This is a genomic window from Cytophagales bacterium, from assembly GCA_033344775.1.
Classification (GTDB): Bacteria; Bacteroidota; Bacteroidia; order Cytophagales; family Cyclobacteriaceae; genus JAWPMT01.
This window is the reverse complement of the sequence record JAWPMT010000001.1, coordinates 496,628-518,363: the sequence shown is the minus strand read 5'-3', so window position 1 is coordinate 518,363 and position 21,736 is coordinate 496,628. Positions and strand designations below refer to the sequence as shown.

General features: G+C 44.4%; 8 protein-coding genes. All 8 read right to left on the bottom strand.

Annotated elements, in window-relative coordinates:
- Positions 1–69: 69 nt before the first annotated feature.
- The 8 genes from R8G66_02090 to R8G66_02055 all read right to left on the bottom strand — a co-directional run bounded on the left by R8G66_02090 (position 70) and on the right by R8G66_02055 (position 21,703).
- The gene (locus R8G66_02090; GenBank protein ID MDW3191116.1) at positions 70–747 is read right to left on the bottom strand and encodes a hypothetical protein; all 678 of its coding nucleotides are present in this window, start codon (positions 745–747) and stop codon (positions 70–72) included.
- Positions 748–1,019: 272 nt separating this feature from the next.
- Complete coding sequence (locus R8G66_02085; protein MDW3191115.1) at positions 1,020–3,179, bottom strand: hypothetical protein; 2,160 nt, start codon at positions 3,177–3,179, stop codon at positions 1,020–1,022.
- A gap of 2 nt (positions 3,180–3,181) precedes the next feature.
- Positions 3,182–7,276: a DUF6603 domain-containing protein gene (locus tag R8G66_02080; GenBank protein MDW3191114.1), complete on the bottom strand. Its 4,095-nt coding sequence runs from the start codon at positions 7,274–7,276 to the stop codon at positions 3,182–3,184.
- Positions 7,277–7,328: 52 nt separating this feature from the next.
- Entirely contained in the window at positions 7,329–8,180 is an 852-nt protein-coding gene (locus R8G66_02075) for a hypothetical protein (protein ID MDW3191113.1), read from the bottom strand.
- 120 nt (positions 8,181–8,300) lie between these two features.
- Entirely contained in the window at positions 8,301–9,941 is a 1,641-nt protein-coding gene (locus tag R8G66_02070) for a hypothetical protein (protein ID MDW3191112.1), read from the bottom strand.
- Complete coding sequence (locus R8G66_02065) at positions 9,938–13,645, bottom strand: hypothetical protein (GenBank protein MDW3191111.1); 3,708 nt, start codon at positions 13,643–13,645, stop codon at positions 9,938–9,940. The genes R8G66_02070 and R8G66_02065 overlap by 4 nt, the downstream gene beginning before the upstream one ends.
- Before the next feature lie 40 nt (positions 13,646–13,685).
- Complete coding sequence (locus R8G66_02060; GenBank protein MDW3191110.1) at positions 13,686–17,222, bottom strand: tail fiber domain-containing protein; 3,537 nt, start codon at positions 17,220–17,222, stop codon at positions 13,686–13,688.
- Positions 17,223–17,815: 593 nt separating this feature from the next.
- Complete coding sequence (locus R8G66_02055; GenBank protein MDW3191109.1) at positions 17,816–21,703, bottom strand: tail fiber domain-containing protein; 3,888 nt, start codon at positions 21,701–21,703, stop codon at positions 17,816–17,818.
- Positions 21,704–21,736 lie beyond the last annotated feature (33 nt).

Sequence of the window (21,736 nt, the reverse complement as noted above, 5' to 3'; positions counted from 1 at the left end):
GGAAAGGAGAAGGTATCAAATGGCTATAAAAGCGTGTAGATATCTGAAACCTTCTCCTCAGTAAATTATTTATCTCTTATTAAGACGTAATTTGTTGTTTACCTGTCTGCCACCCGCAAAGACCTCAATGATCTCGAAATCTACTGAAACAGAGAGGTTAACATCAATTTCAGTTCCGGAGATGAGCTCTTCGGTTCTTAAATCTACCTGAGACAAACTCAGATTAAAATCCAAGGTATAATTATCATTTCCATTGTCACTAGCAACAATGGTTCCGGAAGTAGCCAGGTACATGATGTCTTCAGTTTCATCCGATGGTGTTTCCAGGATGGAATTATTGTTATTTCCATCGACAACAAAGGCTGCTGAATTGAAGTAGAATTCACCAAATACCTCCTCAACATCATCGGGAAACACGTAATTGAAAGTGCCTGCTTGAAAAGCGGTGGTTCCTGGAGATAGTAATTCAGCGATCATCAGGAAAGACCCTTCAAAAGCATCTCCACTCATATCGTAGGAACCATCGAAGACTGCAAAATCATAATTGTAATGGGTGGGATTTTCGTAATTGATATAATCCACCGCCCCATAGTCGAAAATAAGGCCACCATCGATGTTGTAGTCATTGATGTCAAAGCGGAAGGATTCTTCGGCCGTAGGTTCATCATCGCTGCAGGAAGTAAATAACATTAATACGGTAGCTAAGCCAAGGGTAGTGACAGACTGTAAAAAGTGGTGTGATCTCATGATTGAAAAGGATTGATTTTCAGTGATGTTAAATATTGGTTCAAACGTAGGAGTTGGGAACACGCGAACCGTACGGAATATCAGTTACGGTGAGCTAGGTAGTTGTATTGAGCCTTACTGAAGAAGAAAGGCTTGTTCAGTTTAAGTGATTATTGAGATTCAATTGGCACACAGAATTGATCTGTGTCAATCACGAAACTTGTTATGTGATGCCGGGGTAAGTATGGATGGCTTTTAAAATGAGAGTAATCAGGTGTGCTATTTCGGACTTCTTACTTAATGCTAAATAAGACTTTTGGTGTACCTTCCAGCATTTGCTTGGCAAATTCTGATACGTTGCTGGCATTGATTTGGCCGGCCAGTCCTTGTAAGCTTTCGATCCGGTTCTGATGATTGATGTTTGCGACTTTGTGCTGTTGAACCATTTTCTTCGGAGACTGCCCCTTGCTGTCTTTGGTAGTAGTTTCTACCTCAATCGTTTTCAAAAACTGATAGGACATCTTGCCTTGTACTTGCACCTCGTCACTAAGAAATCCGCTGTGATTTTTAGAATGATGTAATTGGAATTCAAGCTGATCAAAATTCTGATCATAGACCTGTAGCACCATATTCTTAGCAAGGTTTTTTCTCGGGATGTATAAGCCTCTGACGGGAGCTGAATTTTGCGAAGCATTTACCTCAAAATCTGGCCAGCCATTCACCGCAAAAGAATTAAGAAGGAATCCCTGATATTTCGTGCTGTTTTCCATCATCAGTTCGTTGAGCAAGGGCTTCAATGAATTTGGACGGATGGTGTGTCCGATGCTGAAGGCGCCATAAAGAAACGCATTGATCCAATTCGTGTCTAAATAAAAGTATCTCAGGCTTTCTAAAGGGAGTAAGTCCGGGTCAGGAATCAAGTATTGGTAGGGGATGCTTTTGAGGTGTTTCCAGTCTTCAAACTGCTGACGAATATGATCAGGAATGTCAGCACTATATTGCGCATTGGGATAAAAGCTCAAATGGGATTCGGCGGGACTACCTTGATAAACTGCCACGGCTGCTTGTTTTTTCCACGAAATAAAAGCTTCAGCAAAAGCCACGTTGTTTAAGGCTGTCAACCGTCCCAGCTCCATGGCCGCACCATAACTGACATCCATCTGTTGGGTAGTGGAATTCGTCAAGTACAGTTTTGTAGCTTTCAGTTGCATGTTCCAATCACCGGCATCTTTCATGGGCAAGCCAAGTTGAGTGGGCAGATTTACTTTGGCCGCCACTAGAGGACCATGATAATAAGCTTTCTCCGATGGATCCTTATCAAGGCTCTCAAAAGGCATCTGGATCGTGCCTATTGAGGTTAAGCCGGAACCTTCAGTGACCAGATTGAATGCCTTAAAACCTGCCGTTAAGTTGTGAAGTAGTCCGTGGAAAGTAACACCTGGTAACTTTGCCTTTTGCTTGACCCAAGCAGTGGCATCCTTAGATAGGTTGCCGGCGAGAGGATTCTTGTCAAAAGCTTCCCAACTGGTAAACAATTGATCGATGATCGGAGTAAGACTTTCCTCCTGAGGAAATTGCCTGGCCAGATCTGTGCTGATGGCTTCAGTTACTAAATAATCAACATTCGTATGGAAGGACCATTTGTAGAAATAGGGGAAGAAGTATTTCCCATTAAGTACCTTGCCCTGAAAGGAATCAGATTCAAAATTGTTTTCAAGGGAGATTAGGTAAACGGTGCTGTTGTTCCCTGGTATCGGTAGTCTGTTGCCAAGAATCACGCCATGTTCATGTTCTCCTTGTTTGGTACTGGCGTAACTGAGGTATTGCAATTCTTCTAAAGTAACAGGAATCAGTTGTTTAGCCCACGTTTGATCAACGGCGAGCGCATTGAATGGATCAGGATGTAAATCGATATCACCTTTTAGATCAGCAATGGTACCTACTACGGAATTATCAGCCATTTTTAAAGTAGCCTCTACTCCGCTTCCTGCTAGTTTCACGCCATTCAACTCTTCGACCTTGTCCTTTTCAGTTTCATCGACCAGTAAAAGAAAAAGCCAGGAAGCACTATTGGTAGCTGGGTGGCCTGATGCCTGGGGACTTCTTTCCCAGGGTAAGGTGCTGCGCTTGAAAGTAAGTTTGGGCAGGTGTGACAGGTAATTACCCTGACCTCCTGATGGTGGATGAACCGCATGTACGATGGATGGAGGCATTTGGAACCGCGGCCCGGCGACATTGAAGTCAATCTCCTGTGGCTTCAAGTCCAGTTTGAATCCTTTTTCTTCGTCTGGTACCGTTTTGTCCTTGTCGTTGATTTTCTCCGATATGACTTGTTTACCTATAATGTTTTGGTTGAAAGTCACCTGGTAAGTTCCTTCGTCCAGGAAAGGCCGGTGCTCATCATGGAAGGTGACTTCCTGTGATGCTGATGGATTAGTGTGGGTAGTTGACATGGTTAAAGGCTTTTAATGATTCCACTACTGAAGTTGGCATAGTCAAAATCATCAAATGATCGTGCTGCTGGCAGTTCTAATAAATCCGGTGGAATACCACCAATAGAACTGGTATTATTCGAGGAAGGCTGTCCCGTAGCGATGATCTTAACTCCACAGACCAGATCCGTAACCAGTCCCTTTCCATAGGTTTTTTCAGGTGTATTGGCTCCTGTGCCTAATTCCCAAAGAGCGGCAGGTAAGTCCCTGGAAAGTTCTGTATAAGAGAAGTCTTTCGTTACATCTTCGCCATTTTGTTTGATGCTTATGGTAAGTTCTGACTTTAGATCAGATAGTAAGCCCATGGGAGCAATGCCAAAATCGCTTTTGCACGGATTTGAAGTATTTCCATATGCAATGGAGGTAAGTGGGAAGCCCGTATGACATTCGATACTGATTTCCTTTGGATTCACAATATGCATATCATCCGTTGTGGATATCAGGCCGTCGGTGACTGAAGCCGTCAGCATTTTGTGTGGCTCTGGAAGAAAACTAGTCTGAAACTCCTCCCAATCAATGGCGGGTAAGGCGGGTGAGGCATTTCCAAAACTTACATCAACCGTAAATGTAACCACCGCATGTACGAACACCTGGCCTTTTCCCGCAAAAGGAGGCCCCCAGATGTCGAGGTTTGCACCAAACTCCATATTGAATGGAAAGTGCAATGTGAAGAACACCAAAGGTATATTGAAGGAGGCTTGTACATCAATGGAAAGCGAGATCTGTGCCGTGTAATGGTAGGGCTTCCAGAAGATCTTGAAGTCCGCTGCCAGGGTGAAAGAGGCGCTGATGGATAAAAATCCGCCAATGCGATACAATGCTTCAAATACGCCCCCGGCCAACATGGCATCAGGAACAATGGCAAAATAGCCACTGGCTTTTACGGAAAGAATGGGGTTGACCTGCCAGTTGAGACGTATGCGCTGTGGTTGCGGATAATAAGACTTGACAGGGAAGTGTGCCGGATATCCTCCAATACTTAAGACGAATTCTCCTTCTCTAGCGTCTTTATAGAATCCATCTGTTTGGGTGGCAAACACGCTTAACATCCCAAAACTCCCTGTAATATGCGCATTTGGGTTCAGTACGTACGTGCCGGGTTGAAAGGCCCCTTTAATGGTCAGAATGCCTTTTTCCGGAAGGTATCTTGCGATGATCCCAATGATGATTTTTGCTAAAGGATGGGTGTTGTTGTTCCCTTGCGATCCTTCTTCTTTAGGCGTAGGGAAAGTCATGTTAGAGATCCCGATGATGTCTACCTCAATGTGATCGTTGAATTGTACATCCAGCAGGATGAAACTCTGCACCATTTTGAAGCTTTCACCCCGGACACCAATGGCTCCCCAGAACGCGCCTTCTTTGGGTTTGAAGTCCATGTTCATGGCATCAAACTCCGTTGCCAAACTTCCCGCCGGTGGGGTACCCATTACGGGCTCGATCAAAGGGAAGGTGCTGATGCCCGTCGGTGATGGTAATTCCAAGGTTCGGTTGTAACCAAAACCTGCTGCCACCCCGGTAACGAAGAAGATTGGTGGACCCCCTAGTGGTGTGCCCAGGAAAGCGTAAAGAAAAAGAGAAGGTGTGCCGTCTTTTAATTGGGCATAGGAGCCTAAAGCGGCAAGGCTATATTGTTTGTAGTCGATAACCAATTCTCCGCTGAAGCCATCCACTTCTTCGGGTTTTCCGTTTTTGTCGGGGATTTGGAAATGATCCTTCAACATGAGCCCTTCCAGGTTCAATGCACCTTTTTTGACATCAAGTCCCAGCCCATCGATGCTGATATCCGGATCGAAATGATCCAATGGACTGGTGATCTCAAAATTGATCAACTCGAATGTGACCGGCCCGATCATCAATCCGCCTGTGAATTTCAGGCCAACGCCACCATCTCGAGAAGCCAGGGAGACACTGTCCAGAATGATGGGGCCATATTGCTTTCCGAGGTGACTTGGTTTGGCTGGAGCTTTCGACGCACTTCCACTTTGTCCCGGACCTCCGGAGAATTGCGTGTGAAGTGGAATGCTTTCCGCATTCTCTCCAAGAATTAAGGCACCTTGAAGACTGAATCCTTTTGGATAATTGATTGTCGGTGCTTGTTGGCTTCTAAGTGCAGGCTGTGGCGTATAAAAAGGCACACCGTTAAATGAATGCAATAGTATATTGATCGCCTGTAGTTCGGTAGGTTGTGTCTGCCCCGAAGCATAGGAAAAATTCAGTTGGTTAAATTTGAATTGGGCTTCTGACAAAAACTTTCCCAATACGGGTAAAGTACTGAGGTCTAAATCTAAACCGAGATTAAGGTCTGCATGGAAAAGGATCGAAGCAGGGGCGTTATCGGAAACCAGACTTGCGAGGAAGAACTCTTTGATGCTCAGTGTCAAGGGCAGGCCATTTAGGCTTAATGCCGCACCACTCGGGGATGATATACGTAAACCCATGAGACTCGTAGAGGAAGAGCCAGTCGTGTGTTTGTCCAGTGCACCTGCTATGTTAAAAGTATCATCACCTTGTTTAAAGGTGGTGCTAAAACTGTAGTTCGTTTCCGTACTCTTAACATCAGCAAGCGGTATCTTGAACTTCACTGATTCGAGCGTGATGTCCTCTAATCCAAATAAAGGATCCACAAAACCCAGCAATTGTCCGAGGTTCATACCGTCCCTAAGCTGTAGCTCAAGTAACGTACTTGACTTATAAACCTGAACAAAAAAGCTATCTGTTTTGTCCTGGTTCAACTTAGCAGGTGCGCCTGCTTTGTCCAGGCCCAGTCCAAATCCGATGGTTTTATCCGTGATGCCATAAGTAACATCCATGCTCACTACATCCAGCCCCATGCTGTGGAACGGGCAACCCAGGTCTAAGCTTCCCAGTAAGTCATTCAAAAGTTCGTTGAGCGGGAGAGGAGAGGCGAACATTGTCTTACTTTCAATGGTCCAGCCAGTTTTACCCTCAATGGCCCTAAACTCTAATGGCAGCTTGGTGTACTGGCCATTTTTCAAAGTAAGTATGGCTTTTGCACCCATGGAAATGCTGCTGCCTTCATGATACCCGAAGAATAACTCTGTAATAGACAAAGACGGAAACAGTTTATCAATCCCGTCCATAACACCAGATGCAATGTGATTCTTTAGCCAGGAGCCTATCCAATCTTCAATACTCAAGGAATGCGTAAAGTCTGAATATCCAGTAATATTGAGGCCTTTAGAAATACTGGTGTAGGTGCCTATCGAGGAAGTCAAAGGGAGTGGAGCAATCCCGACATTCCTTAACAACTCGTTTGCCCAGGTTTCTGCCGATTTTGAAAGTACGGCACTGCTGAACATCGCCAGACCATGTTTGATGTTCACGGTCCCTTTAGCCAAATAGTCATGCAAAGGAGAATCCTGGGGAATCGGTAGTCCCGCCGACAGATCAATCGACGTTCCGATGAGTGTGATGTCATCAGTATTGTCTTTCAGGTGGATAAAGAAGGGTTGGGTCAGATGAACATCCAGTAGGTGGCCAATGTCCAAATTCAGGCCAGCGAATGGATTGCCAGCCGAATGAATGCCTCCGGCGATACCGTTCACTTCATTACTTCCTTGAGTGAAATGCTGATAAACACCTGACAGAATGTTAGGTCCTTGTCCTGTAGAAAGTGTATAACTAAGTTCAAATTGTATTTCAATCGATGTAGTTGCTGTTGTTCCCTTACCGATCTTGTCTGCTTCAAATCGCAACTGGATTTTATCGACTTCAGGGATGATTTCAGGAGGGATATCAATTCCTTCAAACAAATCACGCAATTGCAATGGACCGATCAGCGTGACTTTTGCCACCGTCTGATAATCGGTGCTTCCTCTGCGAGCTTCGTACCCAAGCGCAATCTGTACCCTACAGTGCTTTATCCCATTACCTTCATTTGGAACTTCTAGGCCCAAGGCAGATAAAAGGCCCGCTATCGAAGGGACTTCCCCATCTAAATCTGCAGCAAAAGCCATTCCTTGCTTGCCAACTCCTAGGTGCAGAGCAGATAAATCCAGTCCGGTCTGGTTTTCCAGTTTTGTAATGAAGGTGTTCATTTGGCTTTGTTGGTTAGTTCATTGTGACATGAACTATATTTTTTAGTGGATATTAAGGTTGAGCAGGGTTAGGTACACAAACAGCTTTCTTCAAATCTTCATAACTAGGTTCTCCGGTTTTGACACTGTTCATTAAGAACTCCGTGAGTATGGCTTGAGGACTCTGTCCTTCGTCTGCAGAAAGAATTCCAGTAGCAAAATCCACGACATCTTTTGTTAGGCCAAAGAATGTCTGAGCGATAGACAGGTTGTAAGCCTGTTTCTGGTAGTCAATTGGATCATATGATTCAAAGTATTGCATTTGATAATTGAGTTTGAGACTACTACAGAATTGCTTGGTAACACTGACAGATTTTTGCGCTTGAGGGACGTTTTCCCATTTTTTACCTATCTCATTAAAATCACTTTCATTGGAGGGAATCGCAACTTCGGATCTAATGGATTTTATTTTATTGTAAATCAGGTTGACAATATTCCAGGCGTTATTTGCGGCGGTTTTTGCATTCGGTATGCTAACGGAATTATTCGAAACTATCTTTTCCGAATTGTTAATTATGGTTTCTGCAAAATCAAATGCACTACTAAAGTAGCCTGACTCCCCACTCCATACGGATTGTTTATTGCTAACAATGGATTGGGCGTCCGATAGTGCATTAGAGGTAATATCTAAAATTGACGAAACTGGTTTTAAAACCGTAAGTATTTTTGATTGTCTCGCTGCACTTTCTTCTTTTAGGGCCTCTTGATTGTCAAAGGCTTGTTCCATGATAGAAGCCAATTGAGCTGCGGCGCTTGCTTTCCATTCAATTCCCAATTTTTCATTTGGATTTTGCGGGGTGCCGGTAGCTCCAGCTGAGGGTTGAGTTTGTGGAGGCTGTGATCCTCCCGTATTTGGTCCTGCCATTATTTTATATTTTTCGATGCTGAAGGACAATCCCAGAACTACTATAACCCAATCTGAATTGGAGTTTCATTGAATTCAAGTACATGTTCTTCGATTTATTTTTACGATTAATTTTTGTGTTTAATTCTTTATCCAGGATTCCAGGTCTGTGACCTGTAAATCCTTAAATTTCATCAATACATCCCATGGGACCGCCAGAACTAGGCAAAACAAATTGACGGAATTCAGTGCACTCAGTCCTGGTGCCCATTGCTGCATGAAGTTTCCGGGAACCTTGATGTTAAGGGTCAGGCCAAGCAACATGTTTGTGGCGTCACGCAAGGCAGTTATCACTTGAAGTATCAGGTTTTGGAGCCCTTCGATCAGTTCGTTGATGAGTGTTTTTATTTTCTTCATTACCCAGTGGATCAGGTCGTCCAGGTTGTTGATTTCTTTCTGATTCCAGGCGGCCTTCATTTCATGAGGCAGGTCTTTGACGGAATCAATCAATTGTTTAATCCACTCATTGATCTTGGCCATCGGTTGGGCAAAAACATCCCCATTCAACAAGGTTGCTGCTTGTTTCTGATGGTCGCTACCGAGTAAGCCACCAAAGGCAACTGTTGCAGGTGTTTTGGCTGATGTGGTTTGACCACTTGTAGCCGGGGTAGGCGTGGTAGCGTCAACTCCTGTATGGGTAAGTGTTTGGGGTTGCTGTACATTTTGTTGGGCCTGGGCGGCCTTGATGGCTTGCCTTTCCTGATTGAGTCCGTGATGGTCTGGAATGGATTCGTCTTGAGATAACCATTTTACTTTTAAAGGAACGAATAAGCCATTATCAATGAAATAGCTGACGATCAGATGCAGCTTTTGAATCATTATCGAAAGGTCATGGAGTGCATGATCAGCAGAAAGGTTAGCTTCGCAGACCTTGGCCAGGGTTTGAAGTGCGCTTTTGATTGTGTTGGGGATAGAGGAACTGTCGATCTGATGTACTTCAGTCAAAAACCTTGACCAGAGGGTCTTGAATGTAGGATCATGAGGATCAATGCCCAACTCCTGCAAGGGTAGTGCAGAGATGACTTTCAGAAAGATGGGTTCCAGGGTTTTGGCGAGGATCACTGAACTAGAAATGGTCACTTGTTCTTGTTCAAAGGAATTGAATTGACCTTCCACTTCAGGAATGGCCTCATCGATGGCTTCCATTACTTTTTCAGGGGCTCCCCCAATGGTATTTGCCTCACTCGTTAGAGGAATACCAGTTAGCTTTTCGACAACTACATTGACCTTTTTTTGTAATAGGTCCTTGTTCAAATGATCGTAAGTCTGTTTCAGGGAGGCCTCCGTGGGCGTGTCGTTTGAGGGGTGCCTGATTTCATGAAGAATTTCCTTGATAGCGCTGAAAACCTCGTCTGCATCTTTGATGGCAAGCGGCTCAAGGAAAGTTTTCAGTTCCTTTATTTTCAAGGCGATCAAATCCTGGTTTGATTCGTCTGTAGTCTGGGTCAAAGTAAATAAGGGAGAGAGGTCCTGATGCTTGATTTTTTCAAAGAAAGAACTCGTTTGTAATCCATTTTGAAAAAAGGTGATCAACGCGTCAATCTGATCAGGTACGTGATCAAACTCATTACTGATCCAGGAGGTCGCCGTTTCTTCATGGGTCGCTACTTCGCCCCGAAACGCTTGAATTTTCACTTCTAATTCATGGGCCCGGATAAGTATATCATCAGCCTGTTCGGGAACCAGTTCCAGCAATCGATATAGTGCTTTTAGTCCATTCATGATGGTTCGTTGGATTTTTGGTCTTCAACAGGTTCCTCGAGCAACAACCAACCTTCTTTCAGAGCCAGTTTTACGTCCGGGTTCTGGTTGTATTTTTCGATGGTAGACGTTCCGTCTTTGGGGTCCCACCAACGCCATTCCAATTCAGGAATTTTGGGTAGGTCCAGTTGTACTTTTTGTTTCAATGCCTGCGGTTGTAAGATCGGGCTACTGCGGAACCAGACCTTCAGTTTCTTAAGCTGTGGAAGATAGTGCTCCGGAGGTATGGACAGGGCTTTCGTCGGCAGTATACCTGTGGTGGCGTGTATCAGTCCATGTGGGTCCATGATCATGGAGAGATAGGTCTTTTCAGCATTTAGTTTTAAAGAAAGACCCTGGAATATGCCAGGCGTATATTCATTGACCCCCTGATCTAAACCCGATTGATTTTCGGTTTGAGGAGCAATGAAATCTCCATAAGGAGTTTGCTCATTTTCGACCCAATATCCGATCAGGCCATCGTTGAGCTGCATGTGTTCTCCGATGCGACAAGGGAATGCTACAGTAGTCCAGTTTTGGTTGTTGCGCTCTTCCGGTCCCCAGGCCGGCTTTAAATGACAGTTTTGGAGGTCATGTAAGAGAGAGGCCCAGCTTTGATCCAGGTGGGGAATTCCCTGCAGTTCCAGACCAACTGCTGCACGGACCACCGCCATGGGTTTGCCAATCAGGTCGCTTCTCAACGGATGTTGTAAGGCTTCGTGGGGTGAAATGTGATGCAAAGCATTCTCCGTATCTGAAAGGAAGTTGGGTAAGCCTTTGATCTTTTGGATTACCTGACGGAGGTGTATATTGGCAATTTCCGTTTCTGATGAGGGTGCTGTCTTCCACGGGACCACTTGCCATTCCATGTCCTGATTCAATGATCCTAAACCATTACCCGTAGCATCATACACCATCAGTGAATTGTCCAGGTAGTTGTTGACTAACCATCCACAAACTGGTGAGGTGATTGGGTCATCGTTAGTTGGTGTGACCGAATCGGATGCAGACAACCATCGTAAGCTCAAACGAGCGGGTTGTGCGATGCGTGGCTTGAGGAATGCTTCATTTGCAGCGGTACAAAGCGGTTCTGCAAAAGGCACGTCATAGTTGGTGCGAATGGGGGTACTGATTCCAAAATTATCCAGCACTTGCAATCGGTTCAGGTAAAATTTTCCACTAGGTAGCGGATTGAAATCAAAGGCGATTTCTGGTGACATGTGCCGTTCGAGTTGTACCGTTGCTTTGACAAGTTCGGTAAACTGACGTTCATATTCAAAGCCGATAGGTTCGGCAATAGGGAATTGCGTGACCTTCCTCAACTGAACACAAGATTCATAAAAACCGTCCAACGTCTGTGAAAGGAAATGTTGAGGTTCGATTTTACGATAAGCCTCCTGTAACTTCTGATAAGGATTGGGCGAGTGTGGCGATTGAAGTATATCCGTTGCTGAAATATTCGTACAGGCAGTTTCCCAGTTGACTTCCATCAGGAAGTTTTTTAATGAAGATTCGGACAGCTCTACGTTATGTTTTTTAAGGAAGTTGCTAAAAAAAGCTTCGATGGCGTATAAGTACGTACTTCGGGTATGCGCACTCATCAAGACCGTTCCGGAAAAGACGCCAGGGACTTGTTGGAAGCTGGTCGTTTGGTTGGGAAGGAAGTCCGCGCTGGTGCCATCCAGCTTAAAGTTCGACAGAATCGCATCTTCGCTGAAGCTCCCTTTTTGTAAATCAGTAGTCTGATGCAGGTCAAATTCCCAATCCATCAGGAATGGACTCCAGATTTGTTCGCTATACTTCTGAAGGTTCTTATTGTAGAGTTCTTCAATAAATGATTCGTTGCTACGATCACCTTCAAGTAGGTCTACGGAATAGTTGACTTTGGAAACACCTTCTTCCAAACCAGAGAGTAGTACCACCGGGGCTTTGGGTTCCCAGAAGCGCGGGCCATCGATCCTGTTCAGGAACAATTGTGGAGATTGCGCATGTCGTTGGTTATTTTCATTATCAATGGCCTGGGTCAGGTCATTCCATGCCTCTACTACCTTACTGGCAAATTTAGGAACGGTCCCACCAGATAATTTAGTCTCCCATTGCTGCCATATTGTTTGTACTAGCTGATTCGAAGTGGCGCTGAACCGGTCATTTAATTGTTCCTCTGGCGATTTATCTGATTCGGGATTAAGATTTATGCCGTCATTCAGTAAAATATGCTTTAGGTCATACTTACTAAGGACAGGTTCCCAGTGTTTATCCTGATCATAGGAAAGGATCCCCGTGTGCGCCATCTGATCCAATAAAGGTGAGATGCCATGTTGCGACAGGAAATACATGATTTGATCGGCTATGTCGTTGCTGCTATTGGCTTCAGGAGGGTAGCGTGCCTCCATATATTTGATCCAGTCGGCATATAATTGCCGTTGTTGTGCAACGATCTTCTGGTGCTCATGATGGTATTTGGCCTGTGCCTGATTCAGTGCATCCAGTTTTTCACCCAGACCGGCTGGAAGGGAAGGAATATCCAATGCTTCTTTGGCATCTGGGGCTTTATTGGGTGCCTGCGCCTGGATTTTCCATAGGTGTCCACCATGTGAAGGACGAAATCCTGCGGTATGCCTGGCCTCATCAAATTTGGGTCCCACATCCACTTGTTCCCCGTCGAGTTTAGGGAACATCAATGCCGATTCGAGGATGTTTTCAATGTTACGTTTATTGCCGGCGAATTCACTGGCAAATGGATCACCTGCGAGTTCAGAAGCTACAAACGCAGACAAAGCTTCCGTACCGGTGGAACCCACCGCAACTTTGATGCTTTCATGATCAGGATCAGCGGGTTTCCCATCAAATTGGAATGCCCCGTAGAAAACAGAGGAGGGTATGTGCGTTAATGGACTCCCAATGCTATCATCAGGATCATATAACAGTCCGAAGGAAGCTTTCAGGTCTTTTTGAAGTTCGACATTGTTGTAGCCTTCTTTTTGATTCCAGGTTTTGATGGACTGAAAGATCAAGTCGTCATCGGAAACCGAATGCCAACCCTGGACGGTATAGGTGGTTTTCGCATCTAATTCCCCTTCAGGATCGAACAGCCCGAAGGCGGTATTACAATTGGGATAGAAAGAGGCAAAGTGGATGTCTCCGGCGCCCAAAGCGGTCATGGGTTTATGATTGTTCAACCCTCTGAAATATTGTGAAGCCTGACCTTCTGGTGGTAGAACGCCTGAAAATTCCCTTACCCGACCCAGATGTCGATAGGGGCGGCCCTGATGAAAAGGAATGGTGCAACTATAGTACGTAGGAGAGTGGCTCTCATGATGAATGTAGTCACTCTCGATGAACCACTGTTTTTCCATGTTCCCATCTTTATTTTTTCGGGTAATGATCCAACGATTGGGTACCGCAGGCATCTCCTGCGCACCAGGTAATCCTTCCGGAACGCGTCTACCCAGGAAATGAGGAATGACAAAATGCAGATGCACGCCCTTTCCTAATAGGCTATCAGGGCCCTGAAACGGCTGACGCAGACAGTATTTGCTGATAAAAGGCGTGGTGAAATTGACATCTGTTCCTTGCTTCTCATCGAACCAGGGCAGCTGAGAGAAATCTGCTGAAGGCGCAGAAACCTGCTGGTCATGTTCCAGAAAGAGCCCCTGAATGCGCACGGGTATGGGCAGAGTGGTCATAGAAATAGGGATAGCGTTAAGGGTTTTTCCATTGTAACAATCATACCGTAGTGGTTTTCAGGGCCTCTATTTCTGCACGCAGGCTTTGCATTTCATTCATAAGCTGTTCTTTCAATGCAACGTTCTCTTCCTTCAAGCTTTCATAGTCCTGCTTAAGCTCCTTGTTTTCTTTTTTCAACGTATCCACTTCCTCATGCAAAGACTGGATCGCGCTGATGCCCATCATGGAGATTTGATTGTAATCGATGGCCTGGAAGTCATCTACTTCCTTTCCATATACAAAAATTTTCTCTGCTTGCTCCGTCCAGTCTTGGATCACAATGGTGTATGCATCTAAAGCTACAAGTACTTTCTTTTGATACTCCACGTGTTTATTGTCGACTAATTTGACCTTATCGCCTTTTTCCAAATGATGAGGCTCGTCCATGCGGCAGGTCAACTCATTTTTTTCTTCATCGATAGAAAACGTTGCGCATTCAGAGAAAATATCCGGTACAAATTCAGTGTGCTGAGAAACGGCTTCCGGGAATACCTCTTCAACTTCCTGCGCAATGAGTCCTTTGGTCACACGATGACCATTTTGTAGGGTATCTACATATTCATAATTTCGGACTTTCAGTCGCAGAAGTTGATTAACATCCAGTGCGCCGTTACTTGGTAATACGTTTCGTTTGATCCTTTGATCCGATGCGCCATTGGAATGGGAAATCAGGATAGTTCCGTTCACCCACAATGCGATATCATTGCGAGTGGTTGCTCCTTTATTCGCTTCCTGTCCCGCGTAGCCAAAATAACCATGTTGGTCGCCAGGATCGATGTTAGGATAATCACTGGTCTTTCCGGCAATATGTATTGGGGCTTTGGGCCAAATCGTGCCGATTCCAAGCCGTCCATTTCTGGTAATGGTCAATAATTCTTTGGGTGCCCCTGGTTGATGGAATTGAAAGGCAGCAGTATTTGGATCGCCATTGTGATACTGATTCCAGAAATCTGTAGCTCCATGTCCGCCGGCAAAATTCCAGGCAATTCTTGTGCCATGGTGACCGGCTTGACCAACAAGAAATCCAGAACAATTTAGCTGACCGTTTACATTTAGGTTGCCGCCAATATCGGCTCCATCGGGCATCTTGACCGACCCTTTCAGGTTAGTCGTACCATCCAAATTGGTTGTACCATTCAGATTAGTGGTGCCCTTCAGACTAGTTGTACCACTTAAATTTGCTGCACCTTTTAAATTCACCTCATTTTCGAAATCAACTTTGTTAAAGAAGGTTGCAAGGTGATGTGTTTGAAACCCATGGTTAAAGTGTACACCACCGTTTAAATTTAAGTTAGTGCCCTTGTCAAATTCTATTTCTTTCGATTTGATCACTAGTTTTTCTCCTTGTACCTCTGTTTCTCCATCTAGTGAAGTGTTTTCAGAAACCGTCAATGTTTTTGACTTGGCAGCTTCGTTGATCGTCAGGTTTTTTGAAGTAGTGGTTTCAGTGACGGTGAGGTTCTTTGAAGTTGTGCTTTCCACGATGTTCAAACTGGCTGAGATGTTAGCATCTCCCGTTACTTCCAGCGCGTTCCCTTCTTTATTATTGATATGTAATGACCCTTCGAGTTGACTGTCACCTTGGACATTGAAATTCGCCGTTCCATTTTCGGTTCCTATGCTTACCTTACCCTCTGGTACCAATAAGTCAGTTCCTTTAACTCTAACGGGTAAGTTTCGATTATGATCGCCGTATAGGTTCAAGCCCTCATGGGCCTCAATGGTGAGATAGGGCTTTTTTTGGTTGCTTCCGGTACTGAGGAAGCTAATTCTTGAACCAGTCGTACCTGAGTTCCCACCCTTGTTGAGTGCATGGCCTAACAGAAGTTCACCGTTTAGCGCCGAATTTCCAAGCACCACAGGAATCTGGAACACACTGTCCCAATAGCCGGGAAGGTTTTTGACCGATACTTGTATCATTACGCAGCCTGAGTAGCCAGATACTTGAACATTCTTGAAATCAAAAGTTCCTTCCTGGATTCTTTGATCCTTGGAAGAAACTTTAGTCATAAAAGGAAAGGAGATTGTATTATTGGTTTCATCAGGCTTATTCTCCACTGGTTTGAATAATTTTCCTCGACTGGATACAGAATAGGCTGCCACTTCATCCTGAGTTCCCAAAGCAGGTTTGTCCGACTTATTAGAACCTTGGAATGGCAAGATGAAAATAAATGAGGTTTTTTCACCTAGCGTGATGGGAATGTTTTCGTGCGTACGGAAATAGAGAGTCAACTGATTTTCAGCGTTATACGACCCGGTTGGAACAACCAGTGTATCACTGCCCAATACGCCAAAATGCAATGGCGCATAACCAGTTCCCTGGTGATTGACGATATTGAGCTGGGTGGTGCTTTTGAATTGGAAGGTAGGTGATGCAGTGCCATTTGTCACGTTCCCAAAATGACAGGCCACCTGACTTACGCGGGTGCCATTTCCCGGCGCAGCGGAGACGCCCTTCAAGTCAACGGTAAGCAGGTTTTGCGCAACCACAGCATATCCGAGTTGGTACAACTGATGATCGATGCTTACTGCAAGCAACTGGTTATTGTAGTCCACAGAAACCGAAAGGAATTCCTGTTGATTTGAGGAATTTACTGGACTCCAGCTGTCTTTGGCTTCATTCCAAAGGTGCAATTGATGGTCTTTGCTTACCCCAAGGATCTGCCCACTCGGTAAAGCACACGCACTTAAGAGTTGTAACTTTGTACTTAAAGTATTAATGATGGGTTGGTCATCATTCAATGTTATCTTGATCAAGTGGTTACTTGGGGCTACACCAATCAGGTGATCGGCTCCATATCTTGCGATACTAATGGCCTTAATATCATCGGAATAAGGGTCCCATTTTTCATGATTGGCTTTATCCCTGGGCCTATTGAGGAGATTGTGTCCCCCTATGTATAAATATTTGCCATTGGGCATGCAGACCATGCTCTTGGCCTCACCACCTCCATCATACCAGTCATGTCTCGTCCATGACCCATTTTTTCGGGGATCGTACCAGTGGATCTTGCCATTTGTGTCCAGGCCGTGGTAGTTGCCATCAATGTCACCGAAGATTTGTCTAAATGAAATACTCGAGTCATTCACTGGAAACGGTGAAACCGACAAGCTAAAGTCCTGTTCTTTAAGCGACTCTAAATCCTTTTCGAAGCATACATACCAGACCTGTGACTTGTCTTTTTGAATCACAGGGCCTGCCACCTCACAGGTATTGTTGGTTATTGCCTCATTAATGGCCTTTTGGAGCGTATCCTTAAAGGTATCAGCTACAGGTTTTAATAAGGTGCCAGGCCGAAAAGCCAATGCCAGGTTGTAGTGATTGGCTCCAGGTTTAATGTCCTTACCATATCCTTTCAAGGTATGGTGACCAAAGGCCACTGTGTTGATCAACAATTTGAGGTGTTGTGCAGTTGCTGCCGAATCTACTTTATTGACGATATAAAGGGTCGAATGCCCTTCATCCATGAATTGATTTTCGATTTTGATCTCGAAGGGAAAAGCGGATGTAAACGAATGATTTGTAAGTGTGGACATGTGGGGATCGATTCAGGAAGTTTGAGATGATTGATCGGAAAAAAGTGGAAGCCATTGCTTGTGTCTAAGCCATGTCTGATGACCTTGGTCTGATTCCTTAAAGGAGCCATAAAACGTCTGAAAGAAATTAAACTGGACACACGAATATTGTGTCAGCCAATGATCCGGAGCTGTCATATGCAAGGTTATATTTTTGGTTGTGTGTAATGTCTTCGAGATCGGAAATCTGGAAGTCAATTCATTGCTATTACTTGTTCTAAACTAGACAATATTTAGTCGGTTTTCAAATCAATGAGTAACTTATACTGCAACTGTTCAGCGATCTACTGCAACTGCTGTAGGGTGGGGTAAAAGATGATATTTTTCCGTCATTTCATTCAAAATCGTCATTCCGGCCATCGCAATGGTATTTAGATTCTTTGCAATCCAAGATCGATGTGCCGGAATCTCAAAATTTTTTAGTAAGTATTCCTTTTATTGAGATTCCCGTACGATCAACATAATGGTACTGATATTCATGATCCTGCCGTGATCCCGGGAATGACGGAATAGATGTTGGCCCCTTAATTCTGGGAATGACAAGACGTAACAAGTCACACCCCCGCTTTCATTGCTGCTATCTCTTTACGCAGGTTTTGTATTTCGTTTTCAAGTTGATTCCTTAGTGCCTGGTTTTCCTCTTTGAGGCTTTCACAGGTTTCCTCTAGATGCACTTGCCCTGCTTTTAAGTCTTTATTTTCTTGCTCCAGGGTATCAACTTGTTGATGTAAGGCCTGGATCGCACTGATCCCCATCATGGACACTTGATTATAATCCACCGTGCGGAAGTCGTCCACTTCTTTCCCGTAGACGAATACCTTGTCTACTTTTTCTTCCCAGTCCTTGACGCTGAAGCTCCATTCGTTATTAATCGCAGTGACTTCTTGAAAGAATTCCTGGTCTGATTCGGTGATCAGTTTGATTTTGTCGCCTACTATGAGCTCATGTGGTTGTTTCAGTGTGCACGTCAATACCCTTTGCTCTTCGTCCCAGGTAAGTTGATCACAGAGCTGATAAATGTCTGGGATGAAATCGGACATTTGGGTAACCGCCTCAGGAAAGGATTTTTCAAGCTCCTGAGCGATGACTCCTTTTTTTACCCGAATACCTTGTTTGATGTGATCGATATGCTTGTATTCCTTCACATTGATTTTTAGCAGCGTCGCTAAATCCGAATGCACATTTGTGGTATGAATATTGACCTTAATTCGTTCGTCTGAATGCTCGCAAAAGGAATTTGCAATGAACCTGGCTCCTAATATTGATCCTTGCGAGAGGATGGTTACACCAATTTTATCAGATGGGTATCCGACTACTGTGGTACCTGAATCAAAGTACATACCACCTGAATTGGCCTTGGCACCTGAGCCATTGACGTGAAGTGGAACTCCGGGCGCATTTGTGCCAATTCCCACCCAGCCATTATTCTTGATGGTCATCAATTCTCGGGCTTCGTGATCATGTTGATGACTCGCCGTTTTTTGCAAAAATTGGAATGCAATTAAATTCTCGCCTATATGCCCCAGATTATAAAAGTTGGTTTCGGAATGACCACCTGTCCGATTCCAACCCAGGGCCATACCCCTGTCGTCGGTGGGAAGGCTGGCATGGTATCCAGGGTGTGGCGTAAAGATGTTCCAGTTTTTCTGGGTTTTAAATAGATCTTTGACGGTCACGTCTCCATGAAAGGTGGATGGTCCGTGCGAGAAAAAATTAAGTGTGTGGACATTGCCATTATTGTCTACAGTGAGTGACTTATTATGTTGATCTGTATTACCAACGAACAATGTGCCATGAACTTGAGTAGTGCCATGTATAGTGGCACTACTCATTGCTTTTAGCTTACCTTTCCCAATGGTGACAGTTCCGGCTTCATCTATCTTAAACCTTCCTCCATGTACCTTTGGGGCATCTACCTCGACTGTTCCGTGTCCTCCAATGGAAAGGGCTCTTTTGTTCGCTGTATTTTTTTCTTCAATCCTTAGATGATCGACTGTGGTTCCATTCAATTTCGTGTCGCCAGTAACGACTAAGTTTGTATTTCCCTGAATAATTAAGGATTTGATGATTCTTTTATCCTTTTTTTCTCCTTTTGCTTCCAGTGAAATCTGGACTTCCTCGTCTTGATGGATTTTATCAGAACCTTCTTTTTGAACAGGACCTTTTAAGAGGAGCTTTCCATTTATGGCTGTATTGCCACTGCGATAAATGGAAAGTAATTCTTTGAAAGCTTCAGGCTGATCATTTGTGCGTTGGTGAAATTGAAATGCCAGGGTTTCAATTTTTTCATCTTTTTTATCCGGGTGAATATAGAGGTTGTAGATATCCGTTGCACCTTGATGAGTTGTACTATTCAATCCAAATTTTGTGCCACCATTCCATGTGTCTCGAGAAATAATCAGATTACCAGTTAATGAAACATCACCATGTAATTGACTGTCACCTTCAACATAAAGTGTGGCGTTGGAACCCTCCGGGAAGATATGCGTGTTTCCTTGGGCTGCAGAAATACTTTCTTTCGTACCAATAGCCAACTTTCCCTCAGGAATGATGAGATTTGCTCTTCTGACCCTGATCCCCTGCCCATGCTTGACTACTGGATTCTTTGTATTCGGAAGTGACCCGTATAATTCTAACCCCCAATTCTCTTCAATCGCTACACTGGGTAAACCCTTTCCATGTGTTCCCCCACTAAAGAAGTTAATTTTGGATCCTATATTTTCAGAATTACCTCCTTTGGTAGTGGTGACGAGGTTGAGCGCATCAGTTAATGAGGAGTCCCCAATGACCACTGGAATTTGAAATACACTGTCCCAATAACCGGGGAGGTTTTTGACAACAACTTCGACAATGACAGGTCCTCGATAATCGGACACTTGAATGTTGCGAAATTCAAAAATCCCTTCAAAGAGCTGAGCGCCAATCAGATCATCGTTCCCCTTGAACGAGAAGTTCCATGTATGGTGAGTTGTGTCCTGTTTTTTAGGTTCTGCAGTAAAATGTTCGTCAGCATCAACTCCGGATATACCCTCAACTTGATCGCTTTTACCGATACCGGGAAATTTGTTTCCGTCTGTATAAGGAAAGGTGAAAGTGATGGTGGTTTCTTTTCCTAGCGTGATAGGAACACGTTCTTGCGTTAAGAAATACGGCTTTAACGTGTTCTGTTTGTCTTTGACCATCACATCGCTGCCTAATATCCCAAAATGCAGAGGCGCATAGCCACTTCCCTGATGATTAACAATGCTGACTTGTGTATTGGCTTTGAACTTGAAATCATGCGGATTTCCATTCATATGTACTTTCCCGAATTGACACTCGATTTGACTGGATCTTGCGCCAGTTCCTGCAGCTGCGGAAATACCCTTAAGAGGGATATTGAGTACGTTTTTAGGGGAGTAAGTCAAGGATTGCCTATAAATCTGATGGTCGGTACCTACTGCGAAGACATTACCGTCGGCATCTACGGTTACATCAAGGAGTTTAGTTGAACTCAAAATAGGTGACCAACGATTGATTGATTCATTCCATTCGTGCAAATCATGCTGGGAATCAACTCCCAGGATTCTTCCGTCAGGAAACAAGCCGACACTGATCAGGGTAAGCGAGGTATCTAAAACCTTTGGGATGGCCTTGAGCACCCCGTAGGGTAATTCAATATGAACTAAATGCCCTTGCTGGTTGATCCCAATAAGATTGTTTTTCGAAGTACTGACGATTGACCTGACATAGGTCAATGGTTGATATGGGTGCCATATGTTCTGTTCACCGACTACAAGACCACTCAAAACAAGCGTGTTGTCTAAACCAACATAAATCGCATGTTTATTCGGTAGCATGGTCATGCTTTCTATTCGCCTTGACCAGGAATATGACTTCCAGGTAGCCTCACCAGGGGTTTTTGCGTAGAGTTTATGATTGATGTCAATACCATACCAATGACCATCAGGACTGATAGTAAACCGCGTTAATTGAAGGCCGTCTGTTGCCTCTTTTTGTGCGATCCAATCTACACTTGGTTGAGTAGCACAGTTCGTAGTTACATCTTCCTTAAAGGTAACGTACCAAACTTTTGCCTTGTCGGAACGCAAGACCGGTCCGTGAACAATGCAGGTATTGTCTTTTCCTAAGGCCTCGTCTATGCCCACGGTAAGGACCTGATGGAAGGATTGAGCTACTGCATCCAATAACACCCCAGGTCGAAAAGCCAAGGCCATATGGTAATAATTTGGACCAGGTGACTTTGTCGAGTCCATAGCTTTAAAGGTATATTGTCCTGGGGCCACGACATTGATCAATAACTTGAGTTGTTGTTCTGTCGCTGCCTCATCTATCTTGTTGACGATGTAAAGGGTAGAATGTCCTTCATCCATGAATTGGTTTTCGATTTTGATCTCGAAAGGGAAAGCGGAGGAGAAGGAATGGTTGTTAGGTATGGACATGATGATGGTATGGTTTCAATGAAATGAATTAGA